The sequence below is a fragment of the Kitasatospora sp. NPDC127116 genome, assembly GCF_042677365.1.
Classification (GTDB): Bacteria; Actinomycetota; Actinomycetes; order Streptomycetales; family Streptomycetaceae; genus Kitasatospora; species Kitasatospora lactacystinica.
Genome location: NZ_JBHXTL010000187.1, coordinates 1 through 14567, shown reverse-complemented (window position 1 = coordinate 14567; position 14567 = coordinate 1). Strand labels below are relative to the sequence as shown.

Here is a 14567-nt window from a genome sequence, read left to right as displayed (position 1 = left end):
GCCGAGCGGTGCGCCCTCGGCCGCCGCCACCGCACCCGGGGGCGCGGCGCCCGGGGCCACCACGCCGGGCCCCGGCGGCGCCGCCTCCGGGGCCCCGGCCGCGACGGGCGGCGCCTGATGGCCGTGATCGCGGTGGTCGGCGGCCCGGGCGCACCGGGAGCGACCACCACCGCCCTGGCGCTGCTGCTGTCGTGGCCGCTGTCGCCCGGCCGGCGGATCCTGCTGGTCGAGGCCGACCCGGACGGCGGCGCGGTGCTCGCCGGCGCCCTGGAGGGCCGGGTCGAGGCGGTGTACGGGCTGCGCAACCTGGCCGTCGCCGACCGGCGCGGACTGCTCACGCAGACCATCTGGGAGCAGCTGATCGACCTCTCGCCCGAGGGCAACGCCGAACGGCTGCTGCTGCCCGGGCTGACCGACCCCACCCAGGCGCCCGGCCTCGCCTACACCTGGGAACCGCTCGCCGAACTGCTGCACGGCGTGGAACGGCAGGGCTACGACGTCATCGTGGACCTCGGCCGCTCCGGGGCCACCGGCCACAGCGCGGTGCTCGCCCGCCGCGCCGACGCGGTGGTGGCGACGGTGCGCACCACGCTGCGCGGGCTGAGCTCGGTCCGGCCCCGGCTCGCCGCCCTGACCGAGGACCTGGCCACCGCAGGCACCGGCGCGGACGCGCTCGGGCTGCTGCTGGTCGCCGAGGGGCCGTACACGAGGGCGGAGGTGACCCGCGAGCTCGGGCTGCCGGTGCTCGGGGTGCTGCCGCACGCCACCCGGACGGCGAAGGTGCTCTCCGACGGCGGGGACACCGGCGACCGGCGGTTCATCCGCTCGGAGCTGATGCGCACGGCGCGGTCGGCGGCGGACGAGGTGCAGCTGCTGATCCGCCGTCGGCGCCAGCGGCTCGCGCCGGGCGCGGCGCAGGACGCGGTGCCGGCCCGGCTGACGGCGGGCGGCCCGGCGGCGGCCCCGGTCGCGGCGGCGGTGCCGATGCCGCCGGTCCCGACGGCTCCGGTGCCGGCCCCGCCGATACCGACCCCGCCCGTGCCGATGGCGCCGCAGCCGTCGGTGTCCGTGCCCGTTCCCGGGGCCGGGCCCGTGCCGTCGTCCGGGCCCGTGCCGTTGTCCGGGGCGGGGCCGTTGTCCGGGACGGGGCCGGTTCCTCCGCCCGCGTCCGCGCCGGGCCCGTACGGGCAGCCGGCGTACGGGACGGGCGGCCAGTCCGACCACGGGCAGCCGGGGTACGTCCAGCCGGGGTACGCCCAGCCGGGATACGGGACGGGCGGCCACGGCCCGTCGCCGTACCCGCCGGGAGGGTACGGCACGGCGGCCCACGGCCGGTCCGTGCACGGCCGGTCCGGCTACGGGACGGCGGAGGGCGAGCAGCCCTCGTACGCCCCGCCGCAGCCCGTCCCGCCGGTGATCACCACCGGCCCGGTGGCGCCGCTGGCCGGGCTGGCGCCGCAGCCGGCCGCGCCGGCACCTTTCCCGGCGCACGTCCAGTCCGCCCCGTACGGCGAACCGGAAGACCAGTACCCGCTCCAGCAGCCTGCGGTGACGAATCGTCAGGACGACACGGGCGGGCCGTACCCGAACAACCCCGGGGAGGTGCTCCGTGCGCGGTAGCCCCCTGCACCAGCGTCCCGCCTCCGATCCGGCCGCGCTGCCCTGGGCCGCGCCGCCGCCCGGACCGGTCGTCCCGCCGCACGGGTACCGGCCGGGCCCGGTCGCGCCCCAGCCCGCCCCGGCGCAGCCCGTCGCGCCCCAGCCCGTTCCGCCCGGCGCGGCCGGGCCCGCCGCCGTGCCCTCCCAGCTGCCCTCGCTGGACCTGCGCGGTTCCGCCACCCGGCCCGCCGTCGACCCGCAGGTCGCCCGGGAGCTCAAGCGCCAGGTCGCGGCCGAACTGCACCAGCAGATCACCCGGTTGACCGCCGCCTCCGGCTCCGATCCGGACCGCGCCACCCGCCGCCAGCGCGGCCGGGCGCTGATCGAGGAGGCCGTCGCCCGGTGGTCCGACGCCTATGCGCAGACCCACGGCATCCCGCCCACCCGCGAGCAGGACCGGGCCCTCGCCGAGGCCGTCTTCGACCTGCTGTTCCGGGCCGGCCGGCTCCAGCCCTACCTGGACGACCCGGAGATCGAGAACATCCTGATCAACGGCTGCGACGACGTCTGGGTCTCCAAGGTGCACCAACCCCTGCGCCAGGTGCCGCCGGTGGCCGAGAACGACGCCGAACTCATCGAACTGCTCCAGGACCTGGCCCGCCAGCACGGCGGCGGCGAGCGCAGCCTCTCCACCGCCAGCCCGACCCTCGCGCTGCGCCTGGAGGGCGGCATGCGCCTCCAGGCGCTCACCGAGGTGACGCCCCGCCCGTACATCGCGATCCGGCGCCACCGGGTGGCCTCGGCGACGCTGCCCGAGATGGTCGAACTCGGTACCCTGGACGCCACCCTGGCCGCCTTCCTGGCCTCCGCGATCCGGGCCCGGAAGAATGTGATGATCACCGGTACCCAGGGCGTCGGCAAGACCAGCCTGCTGCGCGCGATGGCCGCCGAGATCCCGCCGGACGAGCGGATCGGCACCCTGGAGTCGGAGTTCGAACTCTGGCTGCACACCCTCGGCCACCTGCGCCAGGTCGTCCCGATGGAGGCCCGCGAGGGCAACGGCGAGCGCGTCGAGGGGCGCCTGGCCGGGGAGTTGACCATCGGCGACCTCATTCCGGCCGCGCTGCGCATGACGCTCTCCCGGATCATCGTCGGGGAGGTCCGCTCCGGCGAGGTCGTCCCGATGCTGCGGGTGATGACCAACGGCGAGGGCGGCTCGATGTGCACCCTGCACGCCCGCGGCCCGCACATGGTCGTCGACCGCATCGCCGAACTCTGCCTGGAGTACGGCTCGCACATGACCGACTCGCTCGCCTACCGGCTCACCGCCAACGCCCTGGACCTCATCGTGCACGTCACCATGGTCGACGAGACCGCCGTCGGCGGCCGCCGGCACCGCTTCGTCTCCCACGTCCTGGAGGTCACCGGCCTCGGGGAGAGCGGCCGGCCCGCACTGAACACCGTCTTCGGCCCCCGGCCGGACCTCGGCGAGCCGCGGGCCGTCCCGCACACCCCGCCGCAGTGCCTGGACGACCTGCGCCGGGCCGGCTTCGACGCCTCGCTGCTCGGCTCCCGGTACGGGAGCTGGGCCACCCCGCTCCAGCTGCGGATCGGCGGTGGCGCGCGGTGATGCTGCTCTTCGCCCTCTGCGGGCTGGCGGTCGCGGGCGGCCTGGTCGCCCTGGTGGCCTGGGCCCGCGGCAGCGAGCCCGGCGCCGAGGACGGGGCCGAGCGGGAGCCCAACCCGCTGGCCGGCCGGATCCACGTGTTCTGGTACGGCGCCCCCGGGACGGCCGCGCACCGGATGGTGCGGCTGCGCCGCGTCCAGCTGCCGCTCGCGCTCGCCGGCGCGCCGCTGGCCTGGCTGTTCACCGGCATCCCGCTGACCGCGCTGCTGGTGCCGCTGGCCGTCTTCGGCCTGCCCTGGCTGTTCGACACCACCCGTCCGGACACCCACCGGATCGAGCGGCTGGAGGCGCTCTCCGAGTGGACCCAGCGGATCGCCGACGTGCTGCTGCTCGGCGTCGGCCTCAACCAGGCCATCGTCACCAGCCGCCGCACCGCCCCGGCCGCCCTGGAGGACGAGATCGGGGAGCTGGCCGCCCGGCTGCAGGCCCGCTGGCGGCCCGAGGAGGCGCTGCGCGCCTTCGCCGACAGCCTCGCCGACGCCACCGCCGACAAGGTGCTCGCCGCGCTCGTGCTGCGGGCCGGGGACAGCGGCCCCGGCCTGGCCCGCACGCTCTCCGACATGGCCGACTCGGTGCGCGAGGAGGTCCGCCAGCGCCGCGCCATCGAGGCGGACCGGGCCAAGCACCGGACCACCATCCGCTGGCTGGTCGGCATCATCGTGCTGGTCGTCACCGTCGGCTCCTTCAACACCGAGTACACCCGGCCGTACGGGACCTTCCTCGGTCAGGTGGTGCTCGCCGTGGTCGCCGCCCTGTTCGTGGCGATCATCGCCTGGATGCGGGCGCTGGCCTCCCACCCGCCGGTGCCCCGGCTGCTGACGCCGGACCGGCGCAGCAGGAGCGGGCGCCGGTCCGCCGCACCGGCGGCCGCGCCGGAGCCGGCCGAGCAGCTCGGGGAGGTCCGGTGATCTCGCCCTGGTCCGTGCTGGCCGGCGCCTTCGCGGCCGGCGGCCTCGCCCTCCTGGTCGCCGAACTGCGGCCGGCGCCACCGGACCTGCGCCAGGCGCTGGACCGGCTGCACGCCACCCCCGCCGACCGCGAGCAGGACCCGGACGAGCGGCCCCGCTGGTACGACCGGATCGGCGAGCGGTCCGTCCACCTGCGCGGGGTCTCCGTACCGCGCCGTGAACTCGCCCTGATCGGCCGCACCCCGGCCCGGTTCATGGTGCACAAGCTGCTGTTCGCCGCGCTCGGCCTGCTGCTGCCCGCCTACCTGGGGGCGATGGCCGTGCTGATGGACACCGGCCTGCCGTTCGCGCTGCCGCTGGTCGCCGGGCCGCTGCTGGCCGGGCTGCTCTGGTTCGTCCCGGACGCCGTGGTGCGCGGCGAGGCCAAGGAGGCGCGCACCGAGTACCTGCACGGCATCGCCGCCTACCTGGAACTCGTCGCGATGGAGCGGGCCGCCGACTGCGGCCCCGCCGAGGCGCTGCGCCGGGCCGCCGCGGTCGGGCAGGGCACGGTGTTCCGGCGGATCCGCGACGCCCTGGAGCGCGCGGCCACCGACCGGCTCCCGCCGTGGGCCGGACTCGACGCGCTGGCCGAGGAACTGGGGCTCAGCCCGCTCCAGGACGTGGCCGACATCATGCGGCTGTCCGGCACCGACGGCGCCGCCGTCTACGACACCCTGCGGGCCCGCGCCAAGGGCCTGCGCGGAGAACTGCTCGCCGAGGACCTCGCCCGGGCGAACGCCGACAGCGAACGGATGGTCGCGCCCGGGGCCGCGCTGACCCTGCTGATGACCGTCCTGATCGTCTTTCCCGCCCTGCACCAGATGCTCAACTGACCGTGCTCCACGGCCGGGTAACGTCCCCGACCGGACCTCGCAAGCCCGACCCGCCAGTTCAGAGCAGCCGGCACCACCACACCACACCGCCACATCCCCGGGAGAACCCGATGACCGCACGACTCGCCCACCTGGCAGACCGGGTGCTGCGACCCGCCCTGCTACCGGTCCAGTTCGCACTGATGCTGTTCACCCTGCGGCTAGGCCGGCTGCGGGCCGCCCGGGCGCGCGGCGACCGCGGTGCGATCAGCATCGAACTCGCCCTCGCCATCATCGCGTTGGTCTTCGTCGCCGGTGCCGTGGCGACGGCGCTCTACCTGCTGAAGGACAAGGTCGTCAAGAAGGTCGAGCAGGACCCGAACATGCCGGGCGGCGCGGGCGCGGGCGGCGCCACCCAGTGATGCGTCCTGCTCTCCGCCGCAGGGGCGACCGGGGGTCGATGAGCGTGAGCCTCGCCATCGTCTTCCCGGTCGTCCTGCTGCTCCTGCTGCTCGTCGTCCAGGCCGCGTTGCTCTGGTACGACCGGCAGGTCGCGCTCACCGCGGCCCGCGAGGGTGTGGACGCCGGACGGGTGCAGAGCAGCGCGACGGACGGCGAGAAGAACGAGGCGGCCCAGCGGCAGGCCCGCGACTTCCTCGACCGGCAGGGCGTGCGCGGGTACGTGGTGCGGACCGACGGCAGCACGGCCCAGACCGTCCGGGTCACCGTGGAGCTGACCCCGCCGCTGCTGATACCCGGGCTCAGGGCGCCCACCGTCACCCAGTTCGCCGAGGCGCCGCGCGAGCGCTTCGTGGCGCCGGCGGTGAAGCCGTGAGGAGTGAACCGCGGGCACCCGGCGGGTGGCGGCGGCCGCCGCGGCGGCGGTTCTGGTCGCGGCCGCGCAGGCGGGACCGCGGCGGGATCGCGATCGAGGCGGCGATCGTCGTGCCGGGGGTCGTCGGGCTGGTCCTGGTGGCCATCGCCGCCGGTCGGGTGCAGACCACGGCCGGCACCGTGGAGGCCGCCGCCCGGGCCGGGGCCCGGACCGCGTCCCTGCAGCGCAGCGTGGACGGGATGGACCAGCCGGCCAGGGAGTCCGCCCTCGCGACCCTGCGCCAGCAGGGCGTGTCCTGCCGCAACGGGGACGTGCGGGTCGGCAAGGGGGAGTTGAACCTGCCGGGCGGACCGGCCACGACCGTCACCGTCACGGTGATCTGCGACGTGGAACTGGCCGACCTGCTCGGCGGACCGTCCGGGGTACCCGTGACGAAGCACCTCGTCGGCGAGTTCACCTCGGTGGTGGACCGTTACCGGGGCACATGACGGCGCGCGGCGCCGTCGCCAGGAAGACGGGGGATTGGAGACGGCCCGTGCGGGGGAGACGCAAGCGGAGAGCGCCCGGGGGATGACACAGCGGTACCGAGTGGCGCCCGGTGGGGGCCGGTGGGGAGAACAGCGTGCGAAGTGGGGGGAGGGGACGGGAGTGGTGAGCCGTCTGCGGCGACGGCTGTCGGCGCGCCGGTCCGACCGGGGCGCGGTGGCCCTCTTCGTGGCGATCTGCGCGGCCTACGTCGTGCTCGTCATCGCCCTGGTGATCGACGCCGGCGGCCGGCTGCGGGTCGCCGAGCGGACCGACGCCTACGCCCTGGAGGCCGCGCGGGTCGGCGGCCAGCAGCTCGACCGGGCGGCCGTCCTGCAGGGCAAGGGCTTCAAGGTCCAGGAGAATTACGTCCGGGACGCCGCTGACGCCTATCTGCGCCTGTACGGCCTGCACGCGGGCGACATCGAGTTCTCCGGTGACGGCAAGGTCGTCACCGTCACCGTGCAGGCCGACTACCGCCCGGTCCTGCTGGGCGCCCTCGGGCAACGGAAGGTAACGGGCAAGGGCAGTGCGACCCTCGTCCACGGAGTCGAGAAAGCGGAGACCGACTGATGGCCGCGCCACGTGCCAAGGACCAGGCCCGTACCGCCCAGGCCCGCAACGGCCGGGCCGGGACGTCCCATCGCGCCGGCGGCGCCCGAAGGCCCGCCGCCCCGGCGCCCCGACCACCCCGCGGGCGCGGCCGTGCCGTGATCACCGCGCTCGGCGCGCTGGTCACCCTGCTCGCCCTGCTGTTGGGCGTCCCCGCACTGCTGCTGTACGGCACCCAGGCGGTCGCCGGGATGGGCGAGGTCGCCTCCGGCGGGGTGGGCGAGGCGCTCACCAGCCCGGACGACGGAAGCCTGTTCCTGTGGGCGCTGGTGGTGGTCGGCTGGCTCGCCTGGGCCTGCTTCGCGCTCTCCGTCCTGCTGGAGATCCCCGCCCAGTTGCGCGGCCGGATCGCCCGCCGCATCCCGGCCTTCGGCTGGAGCCAGCGGATCGCGGCCGGACTGGTCGGTTCGGTGCTCGCCCTGCTGCCGGTGGCCGGCTCGGCCTTCGCGGCCGTCCCCGACGCCGCCCACGGCCCGGTCGTCCAGGCGCAGTTGACGCCGGGCGTGCAGCGCGCCGCACTGCCCGCCGCGCAGGCCGCACCGGCCCCGACCCCGGCCGCCGAACAGCAGAGCACCTACACGGTGCGCGACGCCCGCCCGGCCGACAGCCTGTGGTCCATCGCCGAGCGCCAACTGGGCTCGGGCGAGCGGTGGATGGAGATCGCCAAGCTCAACGAGGGCCGGGCGATGGGCGATTCGGGCGTCCGCTTCGACGCCGAACGGCCGATCCAGCCCGGCTGGGAACTGCTGATGCCGGCGGACGCCAAGCCGGACGAGGCGAGGACACCGGCTCCGGCCCCCGCGCCGGCTCCCGCCGACCAGGCCCCGGCGCAGGGTGCCCCGCAGAACGTCCCGCAGTCCGGGACGGAGTCCGGGGGGCCCGGTGGCGCCGGTGGTGCGGGCGGATCCGGTGGGCAGCGGACCGTCACCGTCCAGGCCGGGGACAGCCTGTCGGCCATCGCCCAGCGGGAGCTGGGGGACGGGGAGCAGTGGCCGAAGCTGTTCGAGGCGAACAAGGGGGCGCAGGCCCCGGACGGGGAGCAGCTGACGAACCCGGACGTGGTCGTGCCGGGGATGGTGCTCACGGTGCCGGGCGCCGGCGGTGCCGCGCCGGCGCCGGCGCCCGCACCGGCTCCTGCCGACCAGGCCCCGGCACCCGCTCCGGCGCAGGGCGCACCCTCGCAGGGCACGCCGCAGTCGGCCCCCGCGCCCGCGCCCACGCACGCACCGGCCCACGCGCCCGCCCCCGCCGCGCACGCCGACCCGGCCCCCAGCGACGACTACACCGTCGCGCTCTCGGCCTCCACCGTCGGCGTCCTGCTCGCCGCCATCATGGTCGGCGCCGTCGCCCACAAGCGCGGCGGCCAGCAGCGCGCCCGCCGCCCCCGGCACCGCATCGCGATGCCCGACGCCGAGGCCGCCGCCTTCGAGAACGAGCTGATGGCCCGGCAGGACCAGGCCGGACTGGAACTGCTGGACCGCGCCCTGCGCACCATGGCCCGCAACACCGTGCGCGGCGGCAAGCGGCTGCCCGCCATCGTCGCCGCCCGGATCACCCAGGGCCAGACCATCGAGCTGCACCTGTCCGGCCCGGCCACCCCGATCGCGCCCTTCCGCGCCGCGCACGCCGCCAACGTGTGGTGGTGCAGCGCCGACTCGGGCGACCTGCTCAGCCCCGGCCAGGCCCGGCGGACCGCCGCGCCGTACCCCGCGCTGGTCACCCTCGGCACCTCGCCGGACGGCTCGGTGGTCCTCGCCGACCTGGAGGCCGTCCGGCTGCTCCACCTGTCCGGCCACCCGGACGACGCCCGGGACGTGCTGCGCACCCTCGCCGTCGAACTGGCCCACAGCCCGCTGGCCGACCGGCTCCACCTGCACCTGGTGGACCTCGCCGAGGAACTGCCGATCAGCGGACCGGCCGCCGAACGGGTGCACCGCCACCCCACCCTGGAGGCCGCGCTCGCCGCCCTCGGCCCGCGCACCGCCAAGGCCCGCGCCACCCTGGTCGCCGCCGAGGCCACCAGCCCGCGCGAGGCCCGCAGCCGGGGCCAGGCCGACGAGTCCTGGACGCCCGAGATCGTGCTCTGCGCCCACCAGCCCGGCGGGGACGTCCCGGCCGAGCTCGGACGCCTGCTCGACGCCCGCCCGCGCACCTGCGTCGCCGTCATCACCCGCGCCCCCGAGCGCGGCACCGGCCCGGTCGCCCGCTGGACCCTGCCGACCTCCGGGCAGGCCGCGATCCCGGGCCTGCACCTCACGGTCGAGCTCCAGCGGCTCAGCGGCCACCAGTACGACCAGGTCGCCGAGCTGCTCCGGGCCGCCGACGACTCCACCCAGCACCCGGCCCCGGCCTGGACCCTGGACGGGCCGGAGGACGACCCCGACACCGCCGAACTGCCGGCCGCCGTACCGGTGCTGGCCGCCGTCGGGGCCTCGGTCGGCGGGGCTTCGGCCGGCGGGGCTTCCGTCGGTGGGTTGTCGGTCGGCGGGGCCTCGGCCGGTGGTGCCTCGGCCGTCGGGGCGGAGGAGGGCGCGGACGCGGCCGCCGGTCCGCGGCTGCTCGCCCGGGTCATCGGCACCGGGGCCAGCCCGTTCGCGGGCACCGATCCGGTGACGCCCGCTCCGGGGCCCGCCGCCCTGCCGCCCGCGGCTTCGGCCGCGGTCCCGGCTCCGGCCCCAGCGCCGGTTCCGGCCGGTCCGGCGCGGTTCGTCGTCAACGGGCAGGGGAGGCAGGCGGCCACCGACGAGACCACCCGGGACCTGCGGCGCCCGGGCCTGCCGGAGGGCGAGGGGGCGGACGAGTCGGGGGACACCTCCTCGGAGTCCACGGCGACGGTCGTGCTCGCCGTCCAGCCGGTCGTCCCGAAGCCCGTCGTCCCGCAGTCCGTCGTTCCGCAGTCCGTGGTGTCGCCTCCCGTGGTGGCGGAGCCGGGGACGCCGGAGCCGACCGCGCCGGAGCGGGCCGAGGAGTCGGCGCCGTCGGCCGCGTCCGCCGCGGTGCCCGCCGTCGCCGCCGGGACCGGTCCGGCCGGGACCGCCGGGACGGTCGGGACCACCGACACGGTCGGGACCGCGGACCCCGCCGGTACGGGGGAGTTCGAGCCCGCCGTCGAACCGGGCCCCGCCGCCGTCGCCCCGGTCGCCCGGACCACCCCCGGGCGCAGCGACAGCGACGACCTGCTCGCCATCCTCCGCTCCCCGGAGGCGCACGCCGCCCGCAACGCCCCCCGGATCCGGCTGCTCGGCCCGGTGGACGTCGCGGGGGTCCTCGGCACCGCCGTCCCCGGCGCGCTGCCCCGGCTCACCGAGCTGGCCGTCTACCTGGCGCTGCGTCCGGGGTCGGACCGCCACGCGCTCGACCACGATCTGCACCCCGGCGCGGCGCACCTCGACCCGCACCCCACCGCGGCCGACGCCAAGAGCCCGGTGGTGGCCAAACTCGGCGACCTGGCAGCCTGGTTCGGCACCTCCCCGGAGGGCCGCGCCTTCCTGCCCACCGAGGGCACCGAGGGGTACTCCTTCGCCCCGGCGGTCACCTGCGACTGGGACGAGTTCCGCGGCCTCTACCGGCGCGGCATGCGCAGCACCAGTGCCACCGCCGACGCGGCCCTCGCCCACGCCCTGGCCCTGGTCCGCGGGGCGCCGTTCGCCGAGGCCCCGCCGGCCTCGTACGGCTGGGCCGAGGCCGAGCGGCAGGACATGATCGCGGCGATCGTCGACACGGCCCACGAACTGGCCGCCCGGCGTCTGCAGTACGGCGACCACCGCAGCGCCGAGGCCGCCGTCTTCCGCGGCCTCGCCGTCGCCCCGGACGTCGAACTGCTGCACCGGGACCTCTTCTACGCCTACGCCTCGGCCGGCGCCCGCGACCAACTCCTGCGCGCCGTCAACCGGTTGGACGCGCTCAGCCGCCGGACCGGCCGGGACCTGGACGCCGACACCGTCGCCCTGCTGCGGGACCTGCTCGCGGGGTCCTGAGGTGGATCGCCGACTGCCCGGCCACTCCCACGGGGGTGGCCGGGCAGTCGTGTTGACGGGCCGACGGCGGATGTGACGGTCGTGTGGACATTCGGTACGGATGCGGCCGGCGGATCGATCGGTGGGCCGACCGGTGGGCCGATCGGTGGATCGGCGGCCCGGAGGACCGGGGGATCGGCGGGCCGGTGGCCGGTCAGACCGCCCGCAGCCAGGCGTCCAGGGCGGTGAAGTCCGCCTCGGTGAGTCCGCGTCGGGGATCCACCCGGTGGAGCAGGGCGCGGGCGGGGGAGTGGGCGGCGACCCAGCGGCGGTCGGGCTCGGTGATCTCGTCGTCCACCCAGGCGAACGGCCGCCCGTCCGCCCATGCGACCAGCGCACGGGTCTTCCAGTGCAGGCCGTCGGGCCCGTCCGGCCAGTTCGTGATGTCCGGCCGGTCCGTCGTCGCAGGGGCGTCCAAGGTGTCCGGGGCGTCCGGGGCGTCCATGGCACCCGTGTCGTCCACCGGCCAGTCCACGACGGGGAGTCGGGGCAGGCCGAGCCAGGGCGCGAGGCACTCGTTGGCGTCCTCCAGCCAGGTGGTGGCCCACACCGGTTCGCCCGGCAGGCTCAGCAGCCGCGGCCCCAACTCCGGGTTCACGCGGGCGATCAGCGGATTCCCGCCCATCGCCGTGCCGGGCGGGACGTACGGGCTGCGGTAGGTGGGGTAGCCACCGGGGGGAGGGTCGCCGAAGGGGATCAGCGGGCCGTCCACGTCGAGGAAGAGCAAGGGGCGATCGGCATCGACCATGACGGCACCTTAGCGGGGCGGCGCGGGTGGTGTGGTGCGCCGATCGGCCACCCGGCCTGGAACGGGTGAGCCGGGATCTCGTAGGGTGGCGCGCACGGAGTGTGGTGGCAGGCACCATGCAGGCGAGGGCATCAGACGCCGCGGGAGCGGCGGGGCGGGGCGGTGACCAGGAGATGGCGGAGACGACAGCGGTTTCCGGAGGTCCCGACCCGGCCGGCGGCTCGGGGCCCTGGGACGCCGTACCGCCGCCCCCGCGCCTCCCGGCCGAGGAGCACCCGCCCGGCCCCGCAGCGCTGTACGAGCCGCCGCCGCCCCTGGCCGCCCCTGCCCCCGTTCCGGTCGCCGCTTCCGTACCGGGTGTTCCTCCGGGGGCCGCACCTGCTTCCGGGGCGGGCACGCAGGGAGGCGTGCAGGGGGGCGTGCAGCCGGTCGGACAGGCGCCCATGCCGCCGCCCGCGCCCCCGACCGCACCACCCGTTCCGCCCACCGGGTGGACCCTCACCGGCCTGCCCACCGCCGGGTTCGCCTCCTCGGCGACCCCGCCGCCGTTCCCGGTCCAGAGCGCGACGCCGGCCACCGTCGGTGGTGCGGGCGGGCTCGGCGCGGGCGGCATCGGTGCGGGTGGCCTCGGTGCCGCGCCGCGCGGGCGGATCCTGGTGATCGAGGGCGGGTACGGCAACTCCGGCCGCCGGACCTGGGGCCGTGGCGGACCGGCCCAGGCGCCGGTGCTCTCGGCGATGCTCGCCGCCGTCTCGCCGCAGGTGCTGCTCGCGGCGGACGCGGTGGACGCCGTCCACCTCCCCGGCGCCGGTGACCCGCACACCGTCCTCGCCCACCTGCGCGCCGCCTCCCGCCACCCGGGACCGCTGCTGGTCCACCTGGGCGGCCACATCGTCGCCGACAAGCGCGGCGGGCAGCTCCAGCTGACCCTGCGCGACGCCAAGCAGGACGGCCTCCCCTGGCAGTCCGTCGCCGCCGAGCTGAGCCACCGTCCGGCGGAGTGGCAGACCCTCGTCATCGCCGACCTGAGTGCCGACCAGAACGCCTGGCCGTACCTCCAGGGCACCGTCTCCCCGCTCAGCGAGGGCATCCCGCTGTGGGCGGTGGTCAGCCCGGACCCGGAGCAGATCGGCACCTTCACCCGCGCGCTGATCGAGGCGCTGCACGGCGGACGGCCCGGCGCGGGCGAGGTGCTCGCGCCCGAGCAGCTGCGGCAGCAGGTGTACTCGGTGCTGCGGCCGGACGTGATCGTCCTGGCCACCCACGCCCCGGACCGGCCGTTCTTCCGCAACACCGCCCGTCGCGGCGAGGGCCTGCCGGCCGACGTGCCGCCGGTGCCGGCCGCCGGCGTGGCGCTCTCCGACCTGCCGCCGCCCCTGGCGCCGCCGCTGCCGCGTCCGACGGAACCGCGGGACGCCGTCCCGGGGTGGCCGTCGCCGGTACCGGCCGCGCTGTCCGAGCCGTCGACCGCGGCCGTCGGCTCCCCGGCGACCGCGGGTGGTCCGGTCAGCCTGGTCAAGCCGGGCGTCCCGCCCACTCCGCCGCGGCCGGCCCGCCCGGTGAGCCTGCTGAAGGCGGGCGGAACGGCCGAGGCGCCGGGCGTGACCCTGCGCAAGCCCGCCCCGGCCGACGCCGTGCCCGAGGACAGCACGCCCCCGGCGGGCGTCACGCTCCTCAAGCCCCGGCCGGAGCCCGCGGACGTCGCGGTCGCCGAGCCCGAACTCCCGCAGGAGGAAGCCGTGGTGGCCTCCGAGACCGCGGCGGAGGCGGTCGAGGGGACGGCTGCGGAGACGACGGGGGAGACGACGGGGGAGACGACGGCGGAGACGGCCGGAGCGGCCGGCGGGGACGCGACCGGGGAGGCCGTCGCGGAGGAGTCCGAGGCTGCGGAGGGGCCCGGGGCCGAAGAGGCCCCCGCGGTCACGGAGCAGCCCGGGGACGCCGTCCCGGAGGCTCCCGCGGGGGCGGAGGAGGCGCCCGCCGAGGAGGCTCCCGCCGACGCCGTTCCGGCCGACGAGGCGCCGACGGCGGAGGAGCCTGCTGACGCCGTTCCGGCCGACGAGCGGCCCGCTGACGAGGCACCGGTCGACGCCGTGCCGCAGGGCGATGGACCGGTCGACGACGGCCCGGCAGATGAGGGACCGGGCGTCGATGGACCGGGCGTCGAGGGGCCGGCCGGCGAAGCTCCCGCCGACGCGCCGCCCGCCCGGGCCGACGCCCCGACCGACAGTCCGACCGACAGCCCGGCCGGCACCGCTGCCGAAGCGTCGGCCGACGAGGCCGCTGCGGCCAGGCCGCCCCGGGCGGACTACCGCGAGGTCATCGGACGGATCGTCCGCAGCGCCGACGCCGGGGACCACGCCGCCGCCACCGACCTGGCCTTCGCCCTCGAACTGGAGGCGATCGCCGAGCACGGTGCCGTCTCCGAGCCGGTGCTGCAGGTCCGGCAGGTCCGGGCGCACGTCTGCCGGCTCGCGGGCCGGTCGGCCGAGGCCGCGGAGATCTACCGCGAGGTGGCCCTGACGCTGCTCCGTTCCCAGGGGCCGGACCATCCGGAGACCCAGCGGGCGGCCACCAACGCCGAGGCCTGCTGGCGTGCGATCACGGACCGCGCGGAGGCCATTCGGATCGCCCCGGAGATCATCGAACTGCGTGCCCACCTCCCGGGCCCCGACGGCCGCAAGCTCCGTGCCGCCGAGCGCTACCTCGCCCAGCTGGCCGCTGCCGCCACTGGCTGACAGCCGGCGTCCGCCGTTCCCCGCCGAAGGCCCACCGGCGGGCTG

11 protein-coding genes are annotated in these 14567 nt (G+C 77.1%); 10 read left to right on the top strand and 1 reads right to left on the bottom strand.

Features of this window, described 5'->3' with window-relative positions; all coding sequences use genetic code 11:
• From ACFVHV_RS40390 to ACFVHV_RS40350, 9 genes are all read left to right on the top strand, one after another.
• A partial coding sequence (locus tag ACFVHV_RS40390; RefSeq protein WP_380358421.1) for a hypothetical protein occupies positions 1-1620 on the top strand: 1620 nt, incomplete at its 5' end.
• On the top strand, positions 1610-3229 hold the full coding sequence (locus ACFVHV_RS40385; protein ID WP_359913798.1) for an ATPase, T2SS/T4P/T4SS family: 1620 nt from the start codon (positions 1610-1612) through the stop codon (positions 3227-3229). The genes ACFVHV_RS40390 and ACFVHV_RS40385, both read left to right, overlap by 11 nt.
• Positions 3229-4194, top strand: coding sequence for a type II secretion system F family protein (locus ACFVHV_RS40380; protein WP_359913795.1), 966 nt, complete (start codon positions 3229-3231; stop codon positions 4192-4194). The genes ACFVHV_RS40385 and ACFVHV_RS40380 overlap by 1 nt, the downstream gene beginning before the upstream one ends.
• The gene (locus tag ACFVHV_RS40375; protein ID WP_359913793.1) at positions 4191-5069 is read left to right on the top strand and encodes a hypothetical protein; all 879 of its coding nucleotides are present in this window, start codon (positions 4191-4193) and stop codon (positions 5067-5069) included. Before ACFVHV_RS40380 ends, ACFVHV_RS40375 begins: the two co-directional genes overlap by 4 nt.
• Before the next feature lie 110 nt (positions 5070-5179).
• Entirely contained in the window at positions 5180-5470 is a 291-nt protein-coding gene (locus ACFVHV_RS40370; protein ID WP_359913790.1) for a hypothetical protein, read from the top strand.
• A 38-nt stretch (positions 5471-5508) separates the two neighbouring features.
• Positions 5509-5883, top strand: a complete 375-nt coding sequence (locus ACFVHV_RS40365) for a TadE/TadG family type IV pilus assembly protein (RefSeq protein ID WP_359913787.1) — start codon at positions 5509-5511, stop codon at positions 5881-5883.
• Positions 5880-6371 carry a TadE/TadG family type IV pilus assembly protein gene (locus ACFVHV_RS40360; protein WP_359913784.1) on the top strand — a complete coding sequence of 164 codons (492 nt, stop codon included), beginning with the start codon at positions 5880-5882 and terminating at the stop codon, positions 6369-6371. The genes ACFVHV_RS40365 and ACFVHV_RS40360 overlap by 4 nt, the downstream gene beginning before the upstream one ends.
• A 160-nt stretch (positions 6372-6531) precedes the next feature.
• Entirely contained in the window at positions 6532-6981 is a 450-nt protein-coding gene (locus ACFVHV_RS40355) for a hypothetical protein (RefSeq protein ID WP_359913782.1), read from the top strand.
• Positions 6981-10997 (top strand): LysM peptidoglycan-binding domain-containing protein, encoded by a 4017-nt coding sequence (locus ACFVHV_RS40350; RefSeq protein ID WP_380358414.1) that lies wholly within the window; start codon positions 6981-6983, stop codon positions 10995-10997. Before ACFVHV_RS40355 ends, ACFVHV_RS40350 begins: the two co-directional genes overlap by 1 nt.
• Before the next feature lie 193 nt (positions 10998-11190).
• Here ACFVHV_RS40350 and ACFVHV_RS40345 read toward each other — a convergent pair whose 3' ends face one another.
• Positions 11191-11784 carry a hypothetical protein gene (locus ACFVHV_RS40345; RefSeq protein WP_359913776.1) on the bottom strand — a complete coding sequence of 198 codons (594 nt, stop codon included), beginning with the start codon at positions 11782-11784 and terminating at the stop codon, positions 11191-11193.
• A 419-nt stretch (positions 11785-12203) separates the two neighbouring features.
• Here ACFVHV_RS40345 and ACFVHV_RS40340 point away from each other — a divergent pair, with 419 nt between their 5' ends.
• On the top strand, positions 12204-14522 hold the full coding sequence (locus tag ACFVHV_RS40340; protein WP_380358411.1) for a hypothetical protein: 2319 nt from the start codon (positions 12204-12206) through the stop codon (positions 14520-14522).
• Positions 14523-14567 lie beyond the last annotated feature (45 nt).

Bases quoted from the DNA above. Each gene is read 5' to 3' on its own strand.
- ACFVHV_RS40380 (WP_359913795.1), top strand. From the start codon at position 3,229: ATGCTGCTCTTCGCCCTCTGCGGGCTGGCGGTCGCGGGCGGCCTGGTC.
- ACFVHV_RS40370 (WP_359913790.1), top strand. From the start codon at position 5,180: ATGACCGCACGACTCGCCCACCTGGCAGACCGGGTGCTGCGACCCGCC.
- ACFVHV_RS40350 (WP_380358414.1), top strand. From the start codon at position 6,981: ATGGCCGCGCCACGTGCCAAGGACCAGGCCCGTACCGCCCAGGCCCGC.
- ACFVHV_RS40365 (WP_359913787.1), top strand. From the start codon at position 5,509: ATGAGCGTGAGCCTCGCCATCGTCTTCCCGGTCGTCCTGCTGCTCCTG.
- ACFVHV_RS40345 (WP_359913776.1), bottom strand. From the start codon at position 11,784: ATGGTCGATGCCGATCGCCCCTTGCTCTTCCTCGACGTGGACGGCCCG.